The sequence below is a fragment of the Salmonella sp. 741265116_PST genome, from assembly GCF_046567715.1.
In the GTDB taxonomy this organism is placed as follows: Bacteria; Pseudomonadota; Gammaproteobacteria; order Enterobacterales; family Enterobacteriaceae; genus Salmonella; species Salmonella enterica.
Genome location: NZ_JBKFPH010000011.1, coordinates 82,929 through 102,364 on the forward strand (window position 1 = coordinate 82,929; position 19,436 = coordinate 102,364).

Genomic DNA, 19,436 nt, shown 5'->3' on the forward strand with positions numbered 1-19,436 from the left:
AAATTACCTTTATTTCTCCTGAGAGAAAATGATTACCAGGTATATTTAACACCAACGTTTGCAGACCAGTCTTGATCAACATCACCGCCGCCGAGGTAGTTAGCATCGGTGTAAGCGCTGAAGTTCTTCGTGAAGCTGAACTGAGTACCCAGACCAACACGTACCGCAGAACCTTCTACGCCGTTGTCGATAGAGTCGCCGTTTACGTCAGCATCGTTGTTGGAGTCGTCGTAAACGTAAGCCAGTTTGAAGTACGGCGTCAACGCCTGATCTTCGCTGTAAGTGAAGGTATAACCTGCATCTACACCGAGTTCATAACGCATGCTGTCGTAGGACTGACCGTCAACTTTCATGTCGTTGCTCAGTTGGTAGTCGTCGCCAGACTGGAACAGACCAGACACGCTGCCGTACGGAGTCAGGTAACCTGCATCACCCAGTTTCCAGTCGTAGCCCAGTTTCAGACCGAAGCCCCAGGCGTCAGAAGAGGTGTTGCCGTCAACGTAAGTACCGTCGCTCATGTTAGCAGACAAATCGTTGTTGAAGTGAGAGTAGCTCAAGTTACCGTCAACAAAGATGTTGTTTGCGAAGCGAGCGGAAGAGTAGATGTAGGCAGACTGGCTGTCCTGATCCACCTGACCGGTACGATCGCTCAGATCGCCTTTCGCGAAACCTGCTGCCGCACCAACGATCCACTTAGCGTTGTTACCGTCAACTTTGGTATCAACACCGACCATGATGCCATTAACATCCTGATCGTAGTTAATGGTGCCGTTGTCGCCGTTGAAGTTACCGCCGAAGTAGCTTACCCATGCGCCGCCGTTATCCGCCAGGCCATGACGAGCGTTGGTCAGACGAGTACCAACGGTGTCTTGTTCCAGGTTCCAGATATTGGTGTTCGCAGAAGGAATGCTCAGCGCCATGTTAGCGTAGTCGGTCAGTTCCATCTGTTCCAGCACGACAGTGTTGCCTTCCTGCTTAGCCTGATAGGTGTAAGCACCCAGGTCAGCTTTGTTTGCTGCAGAGAAGGTTGCGGTGCTGTTCTTATCGTTAACATAGATCAGCTCATTACCTTTATAATCCGCAACAGAACCCGCGCCAGTGGCGTTGTCGATACGCACTTTATAATTACCGGTTGCAGCTGCAACATTGTCACCAACGTTATCAACTTCATCCTGACCTGCTTCCGTCTGGTCGGTATCGTAAGTATCGCCGTTACCGTTAATGGTCAAATGACCATCAGAGTTCATCGCAATCACGCCATAACCGTAGTTAGACTTAGTCGTGTCGTTAGTACGATCGTTAGTCAGGTCAGCATCCAGTACGAAACGGTTACTTTCGATGTTGAAGACACCAGCGTTCACATAACCGTTAGCATCGGTGTAGCTGGTCAGGTTCAGAGTATCAACCTGCAGCGCATTAGAAGCGCTATTACCAACATCCAGTACACCATTATTGGTTACGTTGATAGTGTTTGCGTACAGGGCAGCATCATTTACGCTCCAGCCAGCAGAAACATCATCAGCAATCGTAACGGTACTGTTATCGATAGACAGGGTATCAGTTGCAACATGACCATCTTCATTGATGTTCAGAGCAGAACCACCAGTCAGGCCGATAGTGTCAGAAACCAGAGTAGAATCAGCAACATTGACAACAGAACCACTATTGATACTCAGCGTATCAATCAGAGAAGTTTTAGTAGTGTCCCACTGTGATCCGGTATTCAGGGTCACGTTAAACAGGCCGCTCTGATAAACTTCGTTACCAACGATATGGTTATACTCACTGTAGTCAGTATAAATGTTATCAACACCTACAGTTGATAATGGCCACAGACTATTAGCTGCGATATCGATCAGATTTGCAGTTGCCTCGGTACCTACAGCATAAGAATCGTAAACTCCATCCGGAGATGTGGCATCAAGAATACCGTCACCGTTAGTATCTACAGTATATTCAAAAACACCGTCTCCATCGGCATCAGTACCAGTGTCTGTCATATGTACAGACATTGCTGCACCAACCCATTTGCTACCATTATTCAGGGTAACATCCATACGGTCAGTGCCATCCCAACCGTTCGTGTCGCGGTCAGCATCAGTATCACGATAGCTATCCGCTCCATTCGGGAAGAAGTTCTCATCGAAATTGCTGGAGAATACAACATCGCCCATCAGCGTGGAGTTGCTGAGGTTGACCGTCGTCTGCATTGCATTATCAGCGTATGGGTTTGCAATTGCCGCAATCGCAATGTCATCAGCAGTATAAGAACCGCTGTAATCGCTAGCGTTATTAGTATTACCAAACCAGCCGGAAGTACCTTCATCAGACCATGAACCAGAGGTTACGGTAGAATCAGCAACATTGATTGTGTTATTAAATACTTCACCGCTGTTTACGCCAGTGCTAACGGTGTTATCGTCGATATCTTCCCATTCGTAGCCCTGAGTCAGGGTAATACCAGCAACATGAGAATTATTTACAATAGACAGATCAACTTCCTGATCCAGTGTAATCGCGGTACCCATGTCATAAACATCAACAACATGCGTATCCGCAGTACCATCGGTATAGGTACCGTTATAGGTATAATGCTCGTAGTTGTCGTCAATGGTAGAGTTATCAACGGTCAGCGCCAGGCGATCATATACATACCCAGTGTCACGATTTACGCAATCGGTAGTCATACACTCGGAGGTAATCATACCATGAATAGTACTGTTTTTAATTGTCAGGCTATTCGCATTAGTATTGGTAGTAACGCCATCATCCAGATAGTAGGTAGAAATAACGCCATTAACTCGCGCGTTATTGATTACAGGATAAATGTCACCGTTATAGTAACTATCAGTTGCGTAGTTGTTCCAACCTACATAGCCATCATAATAAACGCCATCAGCGTAGGTCGCATCGTTGTAGTGATGAAACGTATTGTAAGTGGTACCAGAAATATCATTAGTAGTAGCATTCGCCTGAGAAGTGATTGCCAGAGTGCAAGCCAATGCTAATTGTGAGACTACAAGTTTCTTTTTCCAGGAGTGCATTTGTCATCCCTCCTCAGGGACGTAATATAGTTGATCCATCAATTATCAATGCATAAAAACATATAAATGTTTAGCAAGGAGGATTATGCGGCGTCATTGCTAAAAGGTTCAATTATTCTTTATCCTCAGTCCGGATTCGGACATGAATTAAAAAGACGTAATGAAAGGAAAATAGATAATTAAAAATCATTCTTTTTCATGAGGTTACAAGAAAATAAAAAAAATAAAATACATATGAGATAAATATGGATCAAAGAAAAATAAAATAAATATGAATAATGTTAAAACCCACATTTACTTAAATGACGATGAAATAAAACTAAAAACAACGTAAAACTAATTCTTATTTAAAATGATATAGTGCCTGAGGTATTAATCTCCGGTATATAAAAGAAGCGCCATGTTCTGCCGCCGCCGGGGCTGCGCCTGCTACGTTAAGGACCGTTTTCGTAAAACATCTGCCTGCAGATTCAGGTATACTGGGCCTTCGATTCCACAAACATCAGGCAGACCATGACAGACCTTATCCATCGCCCTCGCCGCCTGCGCAAATCCGCTGCGCTGCGCGCTATGTTTGAAGAGACAACACTTAGCCTGAACGACCTGGTGTTGCCGATCTTTGTTGAAGAAGAACTCGACGATTACAAAGCTATTGATGCCATGCCCGGCGTAATGCGTATCCCGGAAAAGCAGCTGGCGCGAGAGATTGAACGTATCGCAAATGCTGGTATTCGTTCCGTTATGACCTTCGGCATTTCCCACCATACTGATGACACCGGCAGCGATACCTGGAAAGAAGACGGCCTGGTGGCAAGAATGTCCCGCATCTGTAAGCAAACCGTGCCGGAGATGATCGTCATGTCCGACACCTGCTTCTGCGAATACACCTCGCACGGCCACTGCGGCGTGTTGTGCGAACACGGTGTGGATAACGATGCGACGCTGACCAACCTCGGCAAGCAGGCCGTTATCGCGGCGGCGGCTGGAGCAGATTTTATAGCGCCCTCCGCAGCCATGGATGGACAAGTCCAGGCTATCCGCCAGGCGCTGGATGCCGCCGGTTTTACCGATACGGCAATAATGTCCTACTCCACCAAGTTCGCCTCTTCTTTCTACGGCCCCTTCCGTGAAGCAGCGGGTACCGCGTTAAAAGGCGACCGCAAGACGTATCAAATGAATCCGATGAACCGCCGTGAAGCGATTCGCGAATCACTGCTCGACGAAGCCCAGGGCGCGGATTGCTTGATGGTGAAACCGGCCGGCGCGTATCTGGACGTGCTGCGTGAAATCCGCGAACGCACAGAGTTGCCGCTTGGCGCTTACCAGGTGAGCGGTGAATACGCCATGATTAAATTTGCTGCTATGGCTGGCGCCATCGATGAAGAAAAGGTCGTGCTGGAAAGTCTGGGCTCGATTAAACGCGCCGGCGCCGATTTGATTTTCAGTTACTTCGCGCTGGATCTGGCTGAGAAAAATATTCTGCGTTAATTCTGTTACAGGGCGGCGCTCTGCCGCCCTTTCCCGACTTTACACCCCACTATTCAGTCGCTGAGTCTAACCCGTTGCCGGACGCGGCTTATCCGGCTTACGGCTATTCCTCGATCGCCTGGCGAATTTGCTGCAACGACGCGGGATCGTCAATGGTTGTCAGATCGCCCGGATCGCGGCCTTCACAGATCGCCTGGATCGTGCGGCGAAGCATCTTTCCGGAACGCGTTTTGGGGAGCTGCGAAACAAACCAGACATGCGCCGGACGACCAAAGTGACCGATCTGGTTGTCCACCAGCGCCATAATCGCTTTTTCCTCGTCGCGCGCCGCCTCGCGATCCGCCAGCGTATCGCTCTGCTTCGGAATGACAAACGCCACCGCCACCTGCCCTTTCAGAGCGTCTTTTATCCCCACCACCGCCACTTCCGCTACGTTCGGGTAACTGGAGATACTTTCTTCTATTTCTCGCGTCCCCAGCCGATGACCCGCAATATTAATCACATCATCGGTACGGCCCAGAATAAAGTAATACCCCTCGGCGTCGCGGATTCCCCAGTCGAAGGTGGCATAAACCTGACGGTTAAACAGCGACCAGTAAGTCTTCACAAAACGCGCATCGTCACCCCAAATAGTCTGAATACAGCCCGGCGGCAGCGGCCCTTCGATCACCAGCATCCCCTTTTCATTTATGCCGCAGGGCTCGCCGGTGACTTCATTGAGTAGCTGGACGTTATAACCGTACATCGGCACGCCGGGACTTCCCAGACGCGACGGCCTGTCGTCCAGCGCGCGGGCCAGCGCCATGATCGGCCAGCCGGACTCCGTCTGCCAATAATTGTCGATGACCGGTACGCCCAGCGTCTCCGTTACCCAACTGGCCGTCGGCTCGTCCAGCGGCTCACCGGCCAGATAAAGCGCCTCCAGCGAGGAGAGATCGTGATTACGGATTTGCGCCGTCGGGAATTTTTTCAGCACGCGAATCGCGGTCGGGGCGGAAAACATCCGGTTAACCTGGTATTTCTCGACAATTTTCCACCAGACCCCGCAGTCCGGGTACGTCGGCAGTCCTTCGTAAACAATAGTCGCCATGCCTGCCAGCAGCGGCGCGTAAACGATATAGGAGTGGCCGACGACCCAGCCGATATCCGATGCGCAAAAGAATACGCCGCCCGCCTTGCCGCCAAAAATGGTGTCCATCGAGGTTGCCAGCGCCACCGCATAACCGCCGACGTCGCGCTGGACGCCTTTCGGTTTGCCGGTAGTGCCGGAGGTGTAAAGAATGCATGAGGTTTCATTGGATTCCAGCCACGCCACCGGCACACTCGCGCCGAGATGCTGCTGGCGCAACGTGGCAAAATCCAGATCGCGCCCATCCACCCACGCCATTTTCGCCAGCCCTCTGTCCACCAGCAGAACGTGTTTCGGCTGATGCTGCGCCTGCGCAATAGCGTCATCGAGCAGCTTTTTATACGGCAGAATTTTACCGCCCCGCGCTCCGGCATCCGCCGACACAATCAGCGCCGGTCTGGCATCGTCAATGCGCGCCGCCACGCTGTGCGAGGCAAAACCGCCAAAGACCACCGAATGGATCGCGCCAATACGCGCGCAGGCCAGCAGGGTTATCTGCGCTTCGGCAATCATCGGCATATAGACCAATACGCGATCGCCACGCTGCACGCCCAGCGACAGCAGCATGGCGGCCACAGCGTTGACTTCATCATGCAACTGGCTGAAGGTAAATGTACGCTCTTCATCGGTCTCTGATGAGACGGCAATCAGCGCCAGCGCCTCCGGCTGTTTATCCAGCCAGCGGTCGACGGCGTTATGACATAAGTTAGTGGTGCCGCCGCAAAACCAGCGGGCAAACGGTGGACGGCTATGATCCAGCGTCTGCGTAAACGGCTGTCGCCAGTCGATACGTCGGGCCTGCTCGGCCCAGAACGCCTCCGGTTCGTTAATGGAACGCTGATAAAATTCGCTAAAAGACATCACGCTCTCCTGTTGAACTTACGCCTTACTGCTGGCTGGCTCAGATGACATATAAATCGAGGTATTCGTTAACCGGCATCTGCTCCAGGCGGGCTCTGTCCAGGGAGACATCCAGAATGCGTTGCTGCTGGCGAGTCGGGAACTGACGCGCCAGGTTAATTTTAAATTTTTCGATAAGCTTCGGAATACCGTCGGCGCGGCGACGCGCATGACCAATCGGATACTCCACGACAATCTCGCCAAAGCGTGAGCCATCAGTAAACTCCACGGTGATCGCATTGCCGATAGCTCGTTTTTCCGGGTCGTGATAGTCGGCGGTAAAAGCCGGGTCCTCATAACACACGATTTTCTCGCGCAGGGCGTCAATACGCTTGTCCTGCGCCACCTCGTCTTCATAATCCGCCGCGGTTAACCGTCCGAACAGCAACGGCACGGCGACCATATACTGGATACAGTGATCGCGGTCCGCCGGGTTATTGAGCGGGCCTTTTTTATCGATAATGCGGAGACAGGCTTCGTGGGTGCGGATGGTCACTTTCTCGATATCCGCTGCCGTTTTACCCGCGGCCTGCATCTGCTCATACAGCGTCATCGCCGCTTCGACGGCGGTTTGCGAGTGGAATTCTGCCGGGAAAGAAATTTTGAACAGCACGTTTTCCATCACGTAGGAGCCGTAAGGACGCTGGAAACGGAACGTTTCACCTTTGAATGAAACGTCGTAGAAGCCCCAGGTTTTGGCGGTGAGCGCCGAGGGATAGCCCATCTCGCCGGTTTTCGCCATCAGCGCCAGACGTACCGCGCGCGAAGTCGCATCGCCCGCCGCCCAGGATTTGCGCGTACCGGTATTCGGCGCATGACGATAGGTACGCAGCGACTGGCCATCCACCCACGCCAGCGATACCGCGTTGAGGATCTCATCGCGCGTCAGCCCCAGCATTTCAGCGACCACCGCGGTCGAGGCCACTTTGACCAGCAGCACATGATCAAGCCCGACACGGTTGAAGGCGTTTTCCAGCGCGATGCAGCCCTGAATTTCATGGGCTTTGATCATCCCGCTCAATACCTGTTTCATGGTCAGCGGCGCTTTGCCGGCGGCGACGGCGTTGCGTGACAGCCAGTCCGCAATCGCCAGAATACCGCCCAGGTTATCAGAAGGATGGCCCCACTCGGCGGCAAGCCAGGTATCGTTAAAATCGAGCCAGCGGATCATCGCGCCAATGTTAAAAGCTGCTTGTACCGGATCGAGCTGGAACTGGGTGCCCGGCACGCGTGCGCCGTTGGGCACCACCGTGCCTGGTACGATCGGCCCAAGCAATTTTTTACAGGCCGGGTATTCCAGCGCTTCCAGACCACAACCGAGCGTGTCGAGCAGGCAATAATGCGCGGTGTCGTACGCCACCTTTGAGGTGATGTCGTAGTTCATCACGTAATCCACGATATCGACGATTTCGCGGTCAAAGTCCGGGCGGATGTTCAGTTCTTGGGTAGACATAGGGTACGTTTCCTGCGTTTTATTTTTAATAAGAGTGAGTTAGCAACGATCGTCTATCGAGACAAACGGACGATCTTCCGGCCCGGTATAGTTGGCAGAGGGGCGAATAATTTTGTTGTCCTGACGCTGTTCAATAATGTGCGCCGCCCAGCCGGTAACGCGGGCGATGACAAACAGCGGGGTGAACATTTCGGTAGGGACGCCCATCATGTTGTAAGAGACCGCCGAAAACCAGTCGAGATTCGGGAACATCTTTTTGGTCTCCCACATCACCGTTTCCAGACGGTCGGCGATGTGGTACATCTTCAGCGAGCCGCCTTCTTTCGAAAGCTGTTTCGCCACCCGTTTGATCACCTGATGGCGCGGGTCGGCGATGGTGTAAACCGGATGTCCAAAGCCAATCACCACCTCTTTGTTTTCCACGCGCTTACGGATATCCGCCTCTGCCTCGTCCGGCGTTTCATAACGCTGTTGAATTTCCAGCGACACCTCATTCGCCCCGCCGTGTTTCGGGCCGCGTAGCGCGCCAATCGCGCCGATAATCGCGGAGTAGACATCCGAGCCGGTCCCGGCAATCACCCGGCTGGTAAACGTCGAGGCGTTGAACTCATGCTCGGCATACAGCACCAGCGAAATATGCATCGCCTTTTCCCAGCTTTGGGTTGGCTTTTCACCATGCAGCAGATGCAGGAAATGGCCGCCGATGGAATCATCGTCGGTTTCCGGCTGAATACGTTCGCCGTTGTGGCTGTAGTGATACCAGTAAAGAAGGATAGAGCTGAGCGAGGCCAACAGCTTATCGGCAATATCGCGCGCGCCGGAGACGGTATGTGCCTCTTTTTCCGGCAGGGTGCAGCCCAGCGCGGAAACGCCGGTACGCATCACGTCCATCGGGTGCGAGGCCGCCGGTAACGCTTCCAGAACGGTACGGACATTGGCGGGTAATCCGCGCAGCGCTTTTAACTTGCTTTTATACGCGTTCAGCTCGTCGCGGGTCGGTAATTTTCCGTGGATCAGTAAATGCGCGACTTCTTCAAATTCGCAGTGCTCCGCCAAATCGAGAATGTCGTAACCGCGATAGTGCAGATCGTTACCGCTTTTTCCCACGGTACACAGAGCGGTATTTCCGGCTGGTACGCCAGACAAGGCGACGGATTTTTTGGGCTTAATGACATGGTTATTATTTTGCAGGATCGTGGTATCGCTCATAGTGTCCTCGTCATTTTTTTTAATGTGTAGGGTATTGAGGCGTATAGGCCGGATAAACGTAGTGCCATCCGGCATTGCCTGATGGCGGCTTCGCCTTATCAGGCCTACAGGCTACGATTTTTTATTCCTGTACAGCGCGTCCAGCTTCTCTTCGAACTGGTAGTAATTGATGCTTTCGTATAGCTCGTTGCGGGTCTGCATGATGTCGATCACGTTCTTTTGCGTCCCTTCCTGGCGCAGCACGGTATAGACTTTTTCTGCGGCGCGGTTCATGGCGCGAAACGCCGACAACGGATAGAGCGCCATCGCCACGTGTGCGCTGCGCAACTCGTCGGTCGTAAACAGCGGCGTCGCGCCAAACTCAGTGATGTTGGCGAGGATCGGCACCTGCGCCACGTCGGCGAACTGGCGGTACATCGACAGTTCGGTGATCGCCTCCGGGAACAGCATGTCAGCCCCCGCGTCCACGTAAGCCTGCGCACGATCGAGAGCCGCCTCCAGCCCTTCCACCGCCAGCGCATCGGTACGCGCCATGATCACAAAGTTCGGATCGGTGCGTGCATCCACTGCCGCCCGAATTCGGTCTACCATCTCCTCTTTCGAGACGATCGCTTTGTTTGGACGGTGTCCACAGCGCTTAGCGCCAACCTGGTCTTCAATATGCAGCGCGGCGGCGCCCGCTTTGGCTATGGACTTTACCGTCCGCGCGACATTAAAGGCGGAGGAGCCAAAGCCAATATCCGCATCCACCAACAGCGGCAGCGGACAAACATCCGTGATGCGCCGGATATCGGTTAACACATCATCCAGCGTCGAAATCCCCAGATCCGGCAGTCCAAGCGAGCCCGCCGCTACGCCGCCGCCAGAAAGATAGATAGCCTGATACCCGGCCCGTTGGGCCAACAGAGCATGGTTGGCATTGATCGCGCCGACAATTTGTAATGGATTCTCTTTAGCGAGCGCGGCGCGAAATGCCTGCCCCGGCGAATGTAAAGACATATCTCGTCCTCATGTTAGTAAATTGTTACTCAGAATGTATTCACCAAAGCAAAGGCTATGCCAGGCAAAGAGGCAGCAAGAAAATTAAATACAATGAGATTTAAAAACAGGTGATTACAGTCATTCCTGTTATGAATAAGCGCGATTAAGGGAAAAGAAAAACGTGTCAGCTAACGTTTCATGAAACGAATCGCTCCGTTTCATTGCAACATTTATGAAACATGTTTAAAACAAAAAATCGCCCCTTAAAGATGAACCTACTGCGATGACGACTGCTCACAGCGCTCCGCGCGATAATAGCGATAAACCGGTGATCTGGACGGTCTCCGTAACGCGTCTGTTCGAACTGTTTCGGGATATCAGCCTGGAATTCGATCATCTGGCGACCATCACGCCTATTCAACTCGGCTTTGAAAAGGCGGTGACCTACATTCGCAAAAAACTGGCGACCGAGCGCTGCGACGCGATTATCGCGGCGGGTTCGAATGGGGCCTATTTAAAAAGCCGCCTGTCAATACCGGTGATCCTCATCAAGCCCAGCGGATTCGATGTATTACAGGCGCTGGCGAAAGCGGGAAAGCTCACCTCATCTATCGGTATCGTGACCTATCAGGAGACCCTTCCGGCTTTACTTGCCTTTCAGAAAACGTTTCACCTCTGTCTTGAACAGCGAAGCTATGTCACCGAAGAGGACGCGCGCGGGCAAATTAACGAACTTAAGGCCAACGGTATTGAGGCCGTCGTCGGCGCGGGATTGATTACCGATCTGGCGGAAGAAGCGGGTATGACCGCCATCTTTATTTATTCCGCGGCGACCGTTCGTCAGGCTTTCCATGATGCGCTGGATATGACCCGTCTGACACGGCGACAGCGCGTGGATTACCCATCCGGCAAGGGATTACAAACCCGGTATGAACTGGGTGATATACGCGGCCAGTCGCCGCAAATGGAGCAGGTCCGCCAGACGATTACACTCTATGCCCGCTCCCGTGCGGCAGTGCTGATTCAGGGGGAGACGGGGACCGGAAAAGAGCTGGCGGCACAGGCGATTCACCAGACGTTTTTTCACCGCCAACCTCACCGTCAGAATAAGCCATCCCCTCCCTTTGTCGCCGTCAATTGCGGCGCGATTACCGAGTCGTTGCTGGAAGCGGAACTGTTTGGTTATGAAGAGGGCGCGTTTACCGGTTCACGACGAGGAGGCCGGGCGGGGCTGTTTGAAATCGCACACGGTGGCACGCTGTTTCTGGATGAAATCGGCGAAATGCCCTTGCCGTTACAAACCCGACTTTTGCGCGTACTGGAGGAAAAAGCCGTCACTCGCGTCGGCGGACACCAGCCGATCCCGGTGGATGTCCGGGTGATCAGCGCCACGCATTGCGATCTGGATTGGGAAATAATGCAAGGACGTTTTCGCCCCGATCTCTTTTACCGCCTGAGTATTCTGCGTCTGACGCTTCCTTCTTTGCGCGAGCGGCAGGCTGATATTTTGCCGCTGGCGGAAAGCTTTTTAAAACAGTCGCTGGCGGCGATGGAAATTCCGTTTACCGAATCGATACGTCATGGATTAACACAGTGTCAGCCGCTTTTGCTGGCCTGGCGCTGGCCCGGTAATATTCGCGAACTGCGTAATATGATGGAGCGCCTGGCGCTTTTTTTAAGCGTCGATCCCGCGCCAACGCTGGACAGGCAGTTTATGCGGCAGTTATTACCTGAGCTTATGGTGAACACAGCAGAACTGACGCCTTCAACCGTGGATGCGCACACGCTACAGGATGTGCTGGCGCGCTTTAAGGGCGATAAGACCGCGGCGGCGCGTTATCTGGGGATTAGCCGCACCACTCTGTGGCGTCGTTTAAAAGCAGGAGCCAAAGACCAGTCGGATAATTAAGACAAATGACAGCGTCCTGAATGCCTGATGGCGCTACGTTTACTGCAGGCCGTCATCCGGCAAAACGGATGCCGGTTGCCAGGAATAAATATACCCGCCGGAAACCCAGGCGGGTATTTTTATGATGCAACGCTTTTATTTCTTTTTATAAATATCAGCCGTACCATGAATTTTATTTTCTGTCTGCCCGGACGTCAGCACCACCACATCCGCCCCTTTTTCATCCGCCTTTTTGATTAAATCTTCTCTGGCGTCCAGCGGCGACATTTCCCCGGTGGTGGAAATCGTGCCAATTTTCGTGTATTCGGAGGCGACTTTATCAAAGTCCGTTTTTTTCATGATTTCTGCGGCATAAACGTTTGTCACAACAAACGCTAATGCGCCAAGCATAACCTTGTAGCCAGTTTTCATAGCAAAACCCTCGTTTTATTATTACGCCATCATCGCTTTATCAGAACAAAAAGGCCGTTCGGACTGATTAAATAAGTAGTGTAGATTGCTGGAAAAATCCAGTCAGCCCCCGTTCTGTCGGCGTAACAACGCGGATTAAAACGCCCCTGCTTTGTGATCTCACTCGCAATCATCTGGTTTGACTATTAATAAGATGAAGGTTATTTCTTGAGGCTAAGAGAAGAGTTGCCTATGGAGCCGTTTCATGCCGTTGTGCTTACCGTCAGTCTGTTTGTGTTAACCTTTTTTAATCCCGGCGCGAATCTGTTTGTGGTGGTGCAAACCAGCCTCGCATCAGGACGCCGGGCGGGAGTCATCACCGGCCTGGGCGTCGCCACGGGAGACGCCTTTTATTCCGGGCTGGGGCTTTTCGGTCTGGCGACGCTCATTACGCAATGCGAAGCGGTATTTTCTCTTATCAAAATTGTCGGCGGCGCCTATTTATTATGGTTCGCCTGGAACAGTATTCGCCACCAGGCGACGCCGCAAATGAGCACGCTCCAGACGCCGATTGCCGCCCCGTGGACAATTTTCTTTCGCCGGGGATTAATGACCGATTTATCCAATCCGCAAACCGTACTGTTTTTTATCAGTATTTTTTCCGTAACGCTTAGCGCAGAAACGCCCACATGGGCAAGGTTAATGGCCTGGGCCGGAATTGTGCTGTCATCCGTTATCTGGCGTATTTTTCTCAGCCAGGCCTTTTCGCTTCCCGCAGTCCGCCGCGCTTATGGGCGTATACAGCGCATTGCCAGCCGTGTTATCGGCGCCATTATCGGGATGTTTGCGCTCAGACTTCTCTATGAAGGCGTGACGCACCGCTAATGTTTGCCCGGTAGCCTTTGCTACCGGACGATAAGCGTTATCAAAACGCCCATGACACGCTGCCTACAATGCTACGCTCGGCGCCAAAATAACAATAAGAGAGCGAATTACAGGCAGCGACATAGCGTTTGTCCGTCAGGTTATTTACGTTGAGCTGGGCGCTCAAGCCATTTAACCCAATGCTGGATAAATCATACCCAACTACCATGTCGACCAGTGTATAGGACGGCAACGTGTGGGTATTCAGGCGATCGCTGGTCACGCCGTTGACGTACCGGATGCCGGAGCCCAAAGTCAGCCCCTCTAACAGACCGCTTTTCACATCGTAGCTTAGCCAGGCGCTGGCCTGGTTCCGTGGAGCATAAACCGCGCGCTTACCCTGCTCTTGCGGGCTACTTTTCTTATAACGGATATCAGTATAGGTATACGCCGCCTGCAAACGGACGCTATCCGACAAATGGCTAATGGCCTCCAGTTCCACCCCTTTAGACTCAATTTCACCAATCGAGCGGTACGGATCGGTAGGTTCTTCTTTGGTCGCGATATTGGTCTGGTTAATACGATACACGGCGGCGCTAAACTGGCTATTCCCCCCCAGCGGTTCGTATTTTACCCCCGCCTCCCACTGCTTGCCTTTCATCGGTTCCAGCACATTGCCGTTTTCGTCGGCGAAGCTGGTCGGCGTAAACGCGGTAGAATAACTGAGATAGGGGGCGACGCCATTGTCGAACAGATAAAGCAACGCGGCACGGGTACTGACGTTGTTTTTATCGAGATCGCTGCGTGAATCATGAAGTTTGTCGATGTTAGACACGCTGACCCGATCGTAACGACCACCCAACGTAAAACGCCAGCGATCCCATGACATCTGATCCTGTAAATAGTATCCGGTCTGCCGCAGCTTATGTTTTTCACGGCTATACAACGTAATGTAATCCGGCTGAGCGCCATAAACAGGGTTGAAAGCGTCAATCGGCGGAAACGCGCCATAATAGCCAGTAGTATGATTACTGCGATCCTGATAATCGATCCCCACCAGCAGACGATGATTAATCGCCCCGGTATCCACACTGCCGTCGAGCTGATTATCCAGCGCGATAGCCGACATTTTCTCCCCGGAGCCGGAATAGCCGCGATTCAGCGCCGTTTCATTCAACCAACCTGCGGCATAGACCTGATTCAACGTCACTTTGGTATGCAAATAGCGCAATTTTTGCCGTACCGACCAGCCGTTATCGAACAGATGCTCAATGTTATAACCCACCATATTTTCACGGCGATCGTATTTGTCGTAGTCATCTTCACCTTCAAAGAAAGTGTTAGAAATTTTTCCGCCGTTATAAGGTACAACCGTGCCTTGATAAGGCAGTCCGGAGTGGCTACCGCCTTGCGGATCACGGTGCAGATAGGCCATAAGCTCAAGACGCGTCCGATCGGTAATTCGCCAGGTCAGGCTCGGCATCAGCGCATAACGTTCCTCTTTCAAGGGGGTAAACTGCGAATCGGCGTAACGTGTCATGCCGCTAAGACGCGCCGCCACACGTTCATTGTCATCCAGTGGGCCGGTCACATCAAAAGCCGCCCCGCGCTGGTTGTGATTGCCGGCAAACAGCTTCACCTCTCCCCCGGCATCAAACGCCGGTTTTCGCGACGTCAACGCGACAATGCCGCCTGGCGATGAACGTCCATACAGAACGGACGCCGGGCCGCGTACCACCTCGATATCTTCCAGAAACCAGGGGTCAACCACCAACGAACTGTGCGAATTGGTGTCGCCCATCATTTTTAACCCGTCGAGATAGACGTTATCCAGACTACCGTCCGAAAAACCACGCAATACGATGTAATCAAAGCGGTTAGAGGCGCCTATCTGATTACTGTATACGCCTGGGGTGTAGCTGACCGCCTGACGCACGCTGGTTGCGCCCTGCTCTTCAAACTGCTGGCGGGTAATAATGGATACCGACTGCGGCGTTTCAATATCTGGCGTCGCCAGCTTGGTCGCGCCACTCTGAACGGGCGAGGTGACAATGACGGTATCATTTTTTGTGGTTTCCTGGGCAGAAAGAGGAAAAGTCGCGCCGCCGATAGCTCCGCCTATCAATAGCGCCATACGCGTTGTCGCAAACATGAACATCTCCAAAGGCATCTTTATTGTAAATAAGAATTATTACCTTTTAGAGATAACGGACCACTATGCGTAACGCCAGATTGCCTATGCGCAATGATAAAAAATCACCCAAAGCGGCAGAAAACCGGGTTAGCGGCGGATATTACCGCTCTGGCGGGGCGCGTTACGCACAGTGTCGGGACGCCGTCAGAGACGCGTCACGCAGCTCGCCGGGCGAGCAGCCATAACGCCGACGAAATGCCGTCGCAAAGTTTGTGGCATGTTGATAGCCTGACATCCAGGCGGCCTGCTGCACGCTGTATCCCTCCATCAGATAACGACGCGCGCGCGCCAGGCGGCAATCGCGCAGATAATCAAACACGGTACACCCATAGGCATGGCGAAACTTGCACCGCAGGCTACTTGGACTCATTGCCGCCCGATGCGCCAGTTCGTTCAGCGTGTAGGCTTTTTCCGGCGTCTGCTCCAGTAAACGCCGAATGAGCTCCAGCCGCTGGTATTCACCGGTGACGGGAAGCCCGCGTTTTTGCGTTGCGGGCTGACATAGATTTAGCGCATAGCCCAGCAATTGCAGCATGATGCCTTCCAGCATTAACTGGCGTGACGCCGCATGAGGTCCGGGCTGCTGCGCATAACGTAGCCCTGAAAGCAGAAACTCCGGCACCTGCCAGACCCTCGCCGAGGCCGCGCTACGTTCCCACTCGTCTGCCAGCGAGACAGGCAAACGCTCCCGCCACCCGCCGTCCGGGTACATTCCCAGCGATAAGGTGCGCAATTTACTGTCTGCGCCGTGATGGGCGCGTATCGTCTGCTGCTCACTCAGTTGCGAGCAAAACGCCATCCCCGCGCTCAACAAAAAGGTCTGCTCATTGACAGCCAGCGCGACGTTACCTTCCAACACCACCAGCATATACAGCGGACTGCTATGGCGAGAGGTGGTTTCATAAGGTTGTAACACGTGAACATCCGAGCGTGTAATGCAAATCCCGCCGGGAAGCGCTATCTCTTCGATATCGCCATGAAGTACGGGACTACTCTGCGTATACTGCGGTAACGCAGGGAAGCGGTAATCAATGCCATAACGCTCGCCAAACGCGATGAAGTCGCTGACGGAAAAGATCTTTTTCATCGCCGGAGCGGCGGAAGAGTGACAGGAGATCGGAGACATTATCAATACCGTTTATCTGCGTTATACCAGAGCGTTAGCCACTGTGTAACCATATCACTGCGGCCCGGGAACGACAATAAAGATGAGAATAATTATCAACCGCCATTGAGGGGAGGGATAAGGCGAGCAACCGTGATCGATAAACACCGATCTGTCGATAAAAACGCGCTTTCGCCAAAGACGAAAGCGCGTCCGGGGGGTATCAGTCAGGAGCGAAATCCTGCGGAGGTCATGAGCAGTCTGAACAACATTCCGACGCCCGCCAGCAGAAGCACGCTGGCGCACCATATCGCGACCATCCATACGACTCGCCGCGACCATTTTTTCACTTTAACCATCAGTGATATCCCTCTCCATGTCGCACTTTTCCACGGAAGACGTAGTAGCTCCAGAAGGTATAAGCCAGAATAATCGGGATGATTATCAGCGCCCCAACCAGCATGAAGCTTTGACTTTGCGGCGGCGCGGCGGCGGCATACAGCGAAATATCCGGTGGAATAATATTCGGCCAAATACTGATGCCTAACCCGCTGAACCCCAGAAAAATCAGCCCTAGCGTGAGAATAAATGGACGCGCATGGGATTCTGGTTTTTTCACGCTGCGCCATAGCCAGACGCTAAAAGCCAACACCAGCACAGGCACTGGCAGGAAGTAATATAAATTGGGCAGCGTGAACCAGCGCTCGGCGATGTCGTCGTGAGTGAGCGGCGTCCACATGCTGACGCCTCCCATCACCAACAACAAGACGATCAACAACGGGCGCGACAGCGCGCACATCCGGCTATGCAGCGGATCTTCGCTTTTCATAATCAGCCAGGTAGCGCCCAGCAGCGCATAGGTGACGACCAGACCGACGCCGCAGAACAGGTTAAACGGCGTCAGCCAGTCAAGCTGCGAACCGCTAAAGGTTCGCCCTTCCACCTGAAAACCGCTCACCACCGCCCCCACCACAACCCCCTGGGCAAAGGTCGCCAGGATTGACCCGACGATAAAGGATTTATCCCAGAACGCGCGATGCGACTCGGTGGCTTTAAAACGGAATTCAAAAGCGACGCCGCGAAAGATAAGACCAAGCAGCATAACCACCAGCGGGATAGTCAGCGCGTCGGTGATGACGGCATAAGCCAACGGGAACGCGCCAAAAAGCCCGGCCCCGCCCAGCACCAGCCAGGTTTCGTTCCCGTCCCATACTGGCGCGACCGAGTTCACCATAACATCGCGATCGTGTTTATCGCGAATAAACGGAAACAGGATACCGACGCCCAGATCGAACCCATCCATTACGATATACATCAGCGTGGCGAACACGATAATAGCAAACCAGATAACCGGAAGATCGATGGTCATTCGCGTTTCTCCTGCTCAAGCGATTCTCCCACGGCAGAGATAGGACGCGCGGGTCTGCCATCGGTTTCAGCGGTCGGTGTCTCCGCCGGCTGCGGCCCTTTCTGGATAAGGCGAATCATATAAATATAGCCAACCCCAAAGACCAGGGAATAGACCACAAAGAAGGCCAGCAAACTGATGCTCATCTGCAAGGTGCTGTGCGCGGAAACCGCATCACGCGTTCGCAGCAGGCCATAGACCACCCACGGCTGACGTCCTACTTCAGTCGTCACCCATCCGGCAAGGATGGCGATAAGCCCGGACGGCCCCATCCACAGCGCAAAGTGCATAAAGGGCCGCGAATGATACAGTCGGCGTCGGTAGCGTAGCCACAGGCTGGCCAGCCCCAGGAAGATCATCAGTACGCCCATGCCCACCATCAGACGGAAAGACCAGAACACCACGGTAGAGTTGGGGCGATCCTCTTTGGGATAATCTTTTAGCGCAGGCACCTGTTTGTCCAGGCTATGCGTCAGGATCAGACTGCCCAACGCCGGGATCTCAAGCGCATAGCGGGTCCGTTCTGCCTCCATATCCGGCCAGCCTACCAGCGTAAGCGGCGTTGGCTCGCCGGGCGTATTTTCCCAGTGCCCCTCAATCGCGGCGATTTTGACCGGCTGATGCTTCAGGGTGTTAAGGCCATGCATATCGCCAATCAATGCCTGAACGGGCGCCACCACGACCGCCATCCATAACGCCATCGAGAACATACGGCGGATAGCCGGCGTATCGTTACCTTTCAGTAAATGCCAGGCAGCGGACGCGCCGACAAACATCGCGCTACTTAAAAACGCCGCAACGGACATATGCAACAGGCGATACGGGAACGACGGGTTGAAAATCACCGCGAACCAGTCCACCGGGACCACCTGACCGTTATGAATTTCAAATCCCTGCGGGGTATGCATCCAGCTGTTAGACGCCAGAATCCAGAACGTCGACATTAACGTGCCCAACGCCACCATACAGGTAGACAAGAAATGCAGGCCCGGCCCGACTTTGTTCCAGCCAAAAAGCATCACGCCTAAGAATCCCGCTTCCAGGAAGAATGCGGTGAGCACTTCATAGGTTAATAAAGGCCCGGTGATACTGCCGGCGAACTGGGAGAAACCGCTCCAGTTCGTTCCGAACTGGTAAGCCATGACCAGACCGGAGACCACGCCCATCCCGAAGTTGACGGCAAAAATTTTGAGCCAGAACTGATAGAGCGAGCGCCAGACAGGATTACGCGTTTTTAGCCATAAACCTTCCAGTACCACCAGGTAACTGGCTAAGCCAATCGTAATCGCGGGGAAAATAATATGAAAAGAGACGGTAAAGGCAAACTGGAGTCTCGCTAAAAAGAATGCATCAAACTCCATG

Annotated in this window: 14 protein-coding genes and 1 pseudogene; 3 read left to right on the forward strand and 12 right to left on the reverse strand. The window is 53.1% G+C overall.

What is annotated here, in order from left to right:
- Positions 1–32: 32 nt before the first annotated feature.
- A complete protein-coding gene (gene ehaB, locus ACLD11_RS10030; protein WP_411014853.1) occupies positions 33–3,044 on the reverse strand; it encodes an autotransporter adhesin EhaB in 3,012 nt (1,003 codons plus the stop codon).
- Between the two features lie 513 nt (positions 3,045–3,557).
- Here ehaB and hemB point away from each other — a divergent pair.
- Complete coding sequence (gene hemB, locus ACLD11_RS10035) at positions 3,558–4,532, forward strand: porphobilinogen synthase (protein ID WP_000130729.1); 975 nt, start codon at positions 3,558–3,560, stop codon at positions 4,530–4,532.
- Between the two features lie 103 nt (positions 4,533–4,635).
- Here the strand turns inward: hemB and prpE are convergent, their stop codons facing one another.
- From prpE to prpB, 4 genes are all read right to left on the reverse strand, one after another.
- Positions 4,636–6,522, reverse strand: a complete 1,887-nt coding sequence (gene prpE, locus ACLD11_RS10040) for a propionate--CoA ligase (protein ID WP_001749094.1) — start codon at positions 6,520–6,522, stop codon at positions 4,636–4,638.
- A gap of 40 nt (positions 6,523–6,562) precedes the next feature.
- On the reverse strand, positions 6,563–8,014 hold the full coding sequence (locus ACLD11_RS10045; RefSeq protein WP_411014854.1) for a bifunctional 2-methylcitrate dehydratase/aconitate hydratase: 1,452 nt from the start codon (positions 8,012–8,014) through the stop codon (positions 6,563–6,565).
- Positions 8,015–8,053: 39 nt separating this feature from the next.
- On the reverse strand, positions 8,054–9,223 hold the full coding sequence (prpC, locus tag ACLD11_RS10050) for a 2-methylcitrate synthase (protein WP_411014855.1): 1,170 nt from the start codon (positions 9,221–9,223) through the stop codon (positions 8,054–8,056).
- 111 nt (positions 9,224–9,334) lie between these two features.
- Positions 9,335–10,222, reverse strand: a complete 888-nt coding sequence (prpB, locus tag ACLD11_RS10055; protein WP_000052221.1) for a methylisocitrate lyase — start codon at positions 10,220–10,222, stop codon at positions 9,335–9,337.
- 265 nt (positions 10,223–10,487) lie between these two features.
- On the opposite strand from prpB, the gene prpR reads away from it, so the two are divergent.
- On the forward strand, positions 10,488–12,113 hold the full coding sequence (gene prpR, locus ACLD11_RS10060) for a propionate catabolism operon regulatory protein PrpR (RefSeq protein ID WP_411014856.1): 1,626 nt from the start codon (positions 10,488–10,490) through the stop codon (positions 12,111–12,113).
- Positions 12,114–12,248: 135 nt separating this feature from the next.
- Here prpR and yahO read toward each other — a convergent pair whose 3' ends face one another.
- Positions 12,249–12,524 (reverse strand): DUF1471 family periplasmic protein YahO, encoded by a 276-nt coding sequence (yahO, locus tag ACLD11_RS10065; RefSeq protein ID WP_000848026.1) that lies wholly within the window; start codon positions 12,522–12,524, stop codon positions 12,249–12,251.
- A gap of 231 nt (positions 12,525–12,755) precedes the next feature.
- On the opposite strand from yahO, the gene ACLD11_RS10070 reads away from it, so the two are divergent.
- Positions 12,756–13,388, forward strand: a complete 633-nt coding sequence (locus ACLD11_RS10070) for a LysE family transporter (RefSeq protein WP_000433131.1) — start codon at positions 12,756–12,758, stop codon at positions 13,386–13,388.
- Between the two features lie 40 nt (positions 13,389–13,428).
- On the opposite strand, the gene foxA is transcribed toward ACLD11_RS10070, so the two are convergent.
- From foxA to ACLD11_RS10100, 6 genes and pseudogenes are all read right to left on the reverse strand, one after another.
- Entirely contained in the window at positions 13,429–15,537 is a 2,109-nt protein-coding gene (foxA, locus tag ACLD11_RS10075; RefSeq protein WP_141028734.1) for a ferrioxamine B receptor FoxA, read from the reverse strand.
- A 145-nt stretch (positions 15,538–15,682) separates the two neighbouring features.
- Positions 15,683–16,687 carry a ferrioxamine uptake transcriptional regulator FoxR gene (gene foxR / locus ACLD11_RS10080; protein WP_088524231.1) on the reverse strand — a complete coding sequence of 335 codons (1,005 nt, stop codon included), beginning with the start codon at positions 16,685–16,687 and terminating at the stop codon, positions 15,683–15,685.
- A gap of 95 nt (positions 16,688–16,782) precedes the next feature.
- Positions 16,783–16,975 (reverse strand): annotated as a pseudogene (locus ACLD11_RS10085) (hypothetical protein).
- Positions 16,894–17,079, reverse strand: a complete 186-nt coding sequence (locus tag ACLD11_RS10090) for a DUF2474 domain-containing protein (protein WP_305954967.1) — start codon at positions 17,077–17,079, stop codon at positions 16,894–16,896. The pseudogene ACLD11_RS10085 and the gene ACLD11_RS10090 overlap by 82 nt, the downstream one beginning before the upstream one ends.
- Positions 17,025–18,035, reverse strand: coding sequence for a cytochrome d ubiquinol oxidase subunit II (gene cydB / locus ACLD11_RS10095; RefSeq protein ID WP_183058706.1), 1,011 nt, complete (start codon positions 18,033–18,035; stop codon positions 17,025–17,027). Before cydB ends, ACLD11_RS10090 begins: the two co-directional genes overlap by 55 nt.
- Positions 18,032–19,435 (reverse strand): cytochrome ubiquinol oxidase subunit I, encoded by a 1,404-nt coding sequence (locus ACLD11_RS10100; protein ID WP_000393711.1) that lies wholly within the window; start codon positions 19,433–19,435, stop codon positions 18,032–18,034. The genes cydB and ACLD11_RS10100 overlap by 4 nt, the downstream gene beginning before the upstream one ends.
- Position 19,436: the final 1 nt, after the last annotated feature.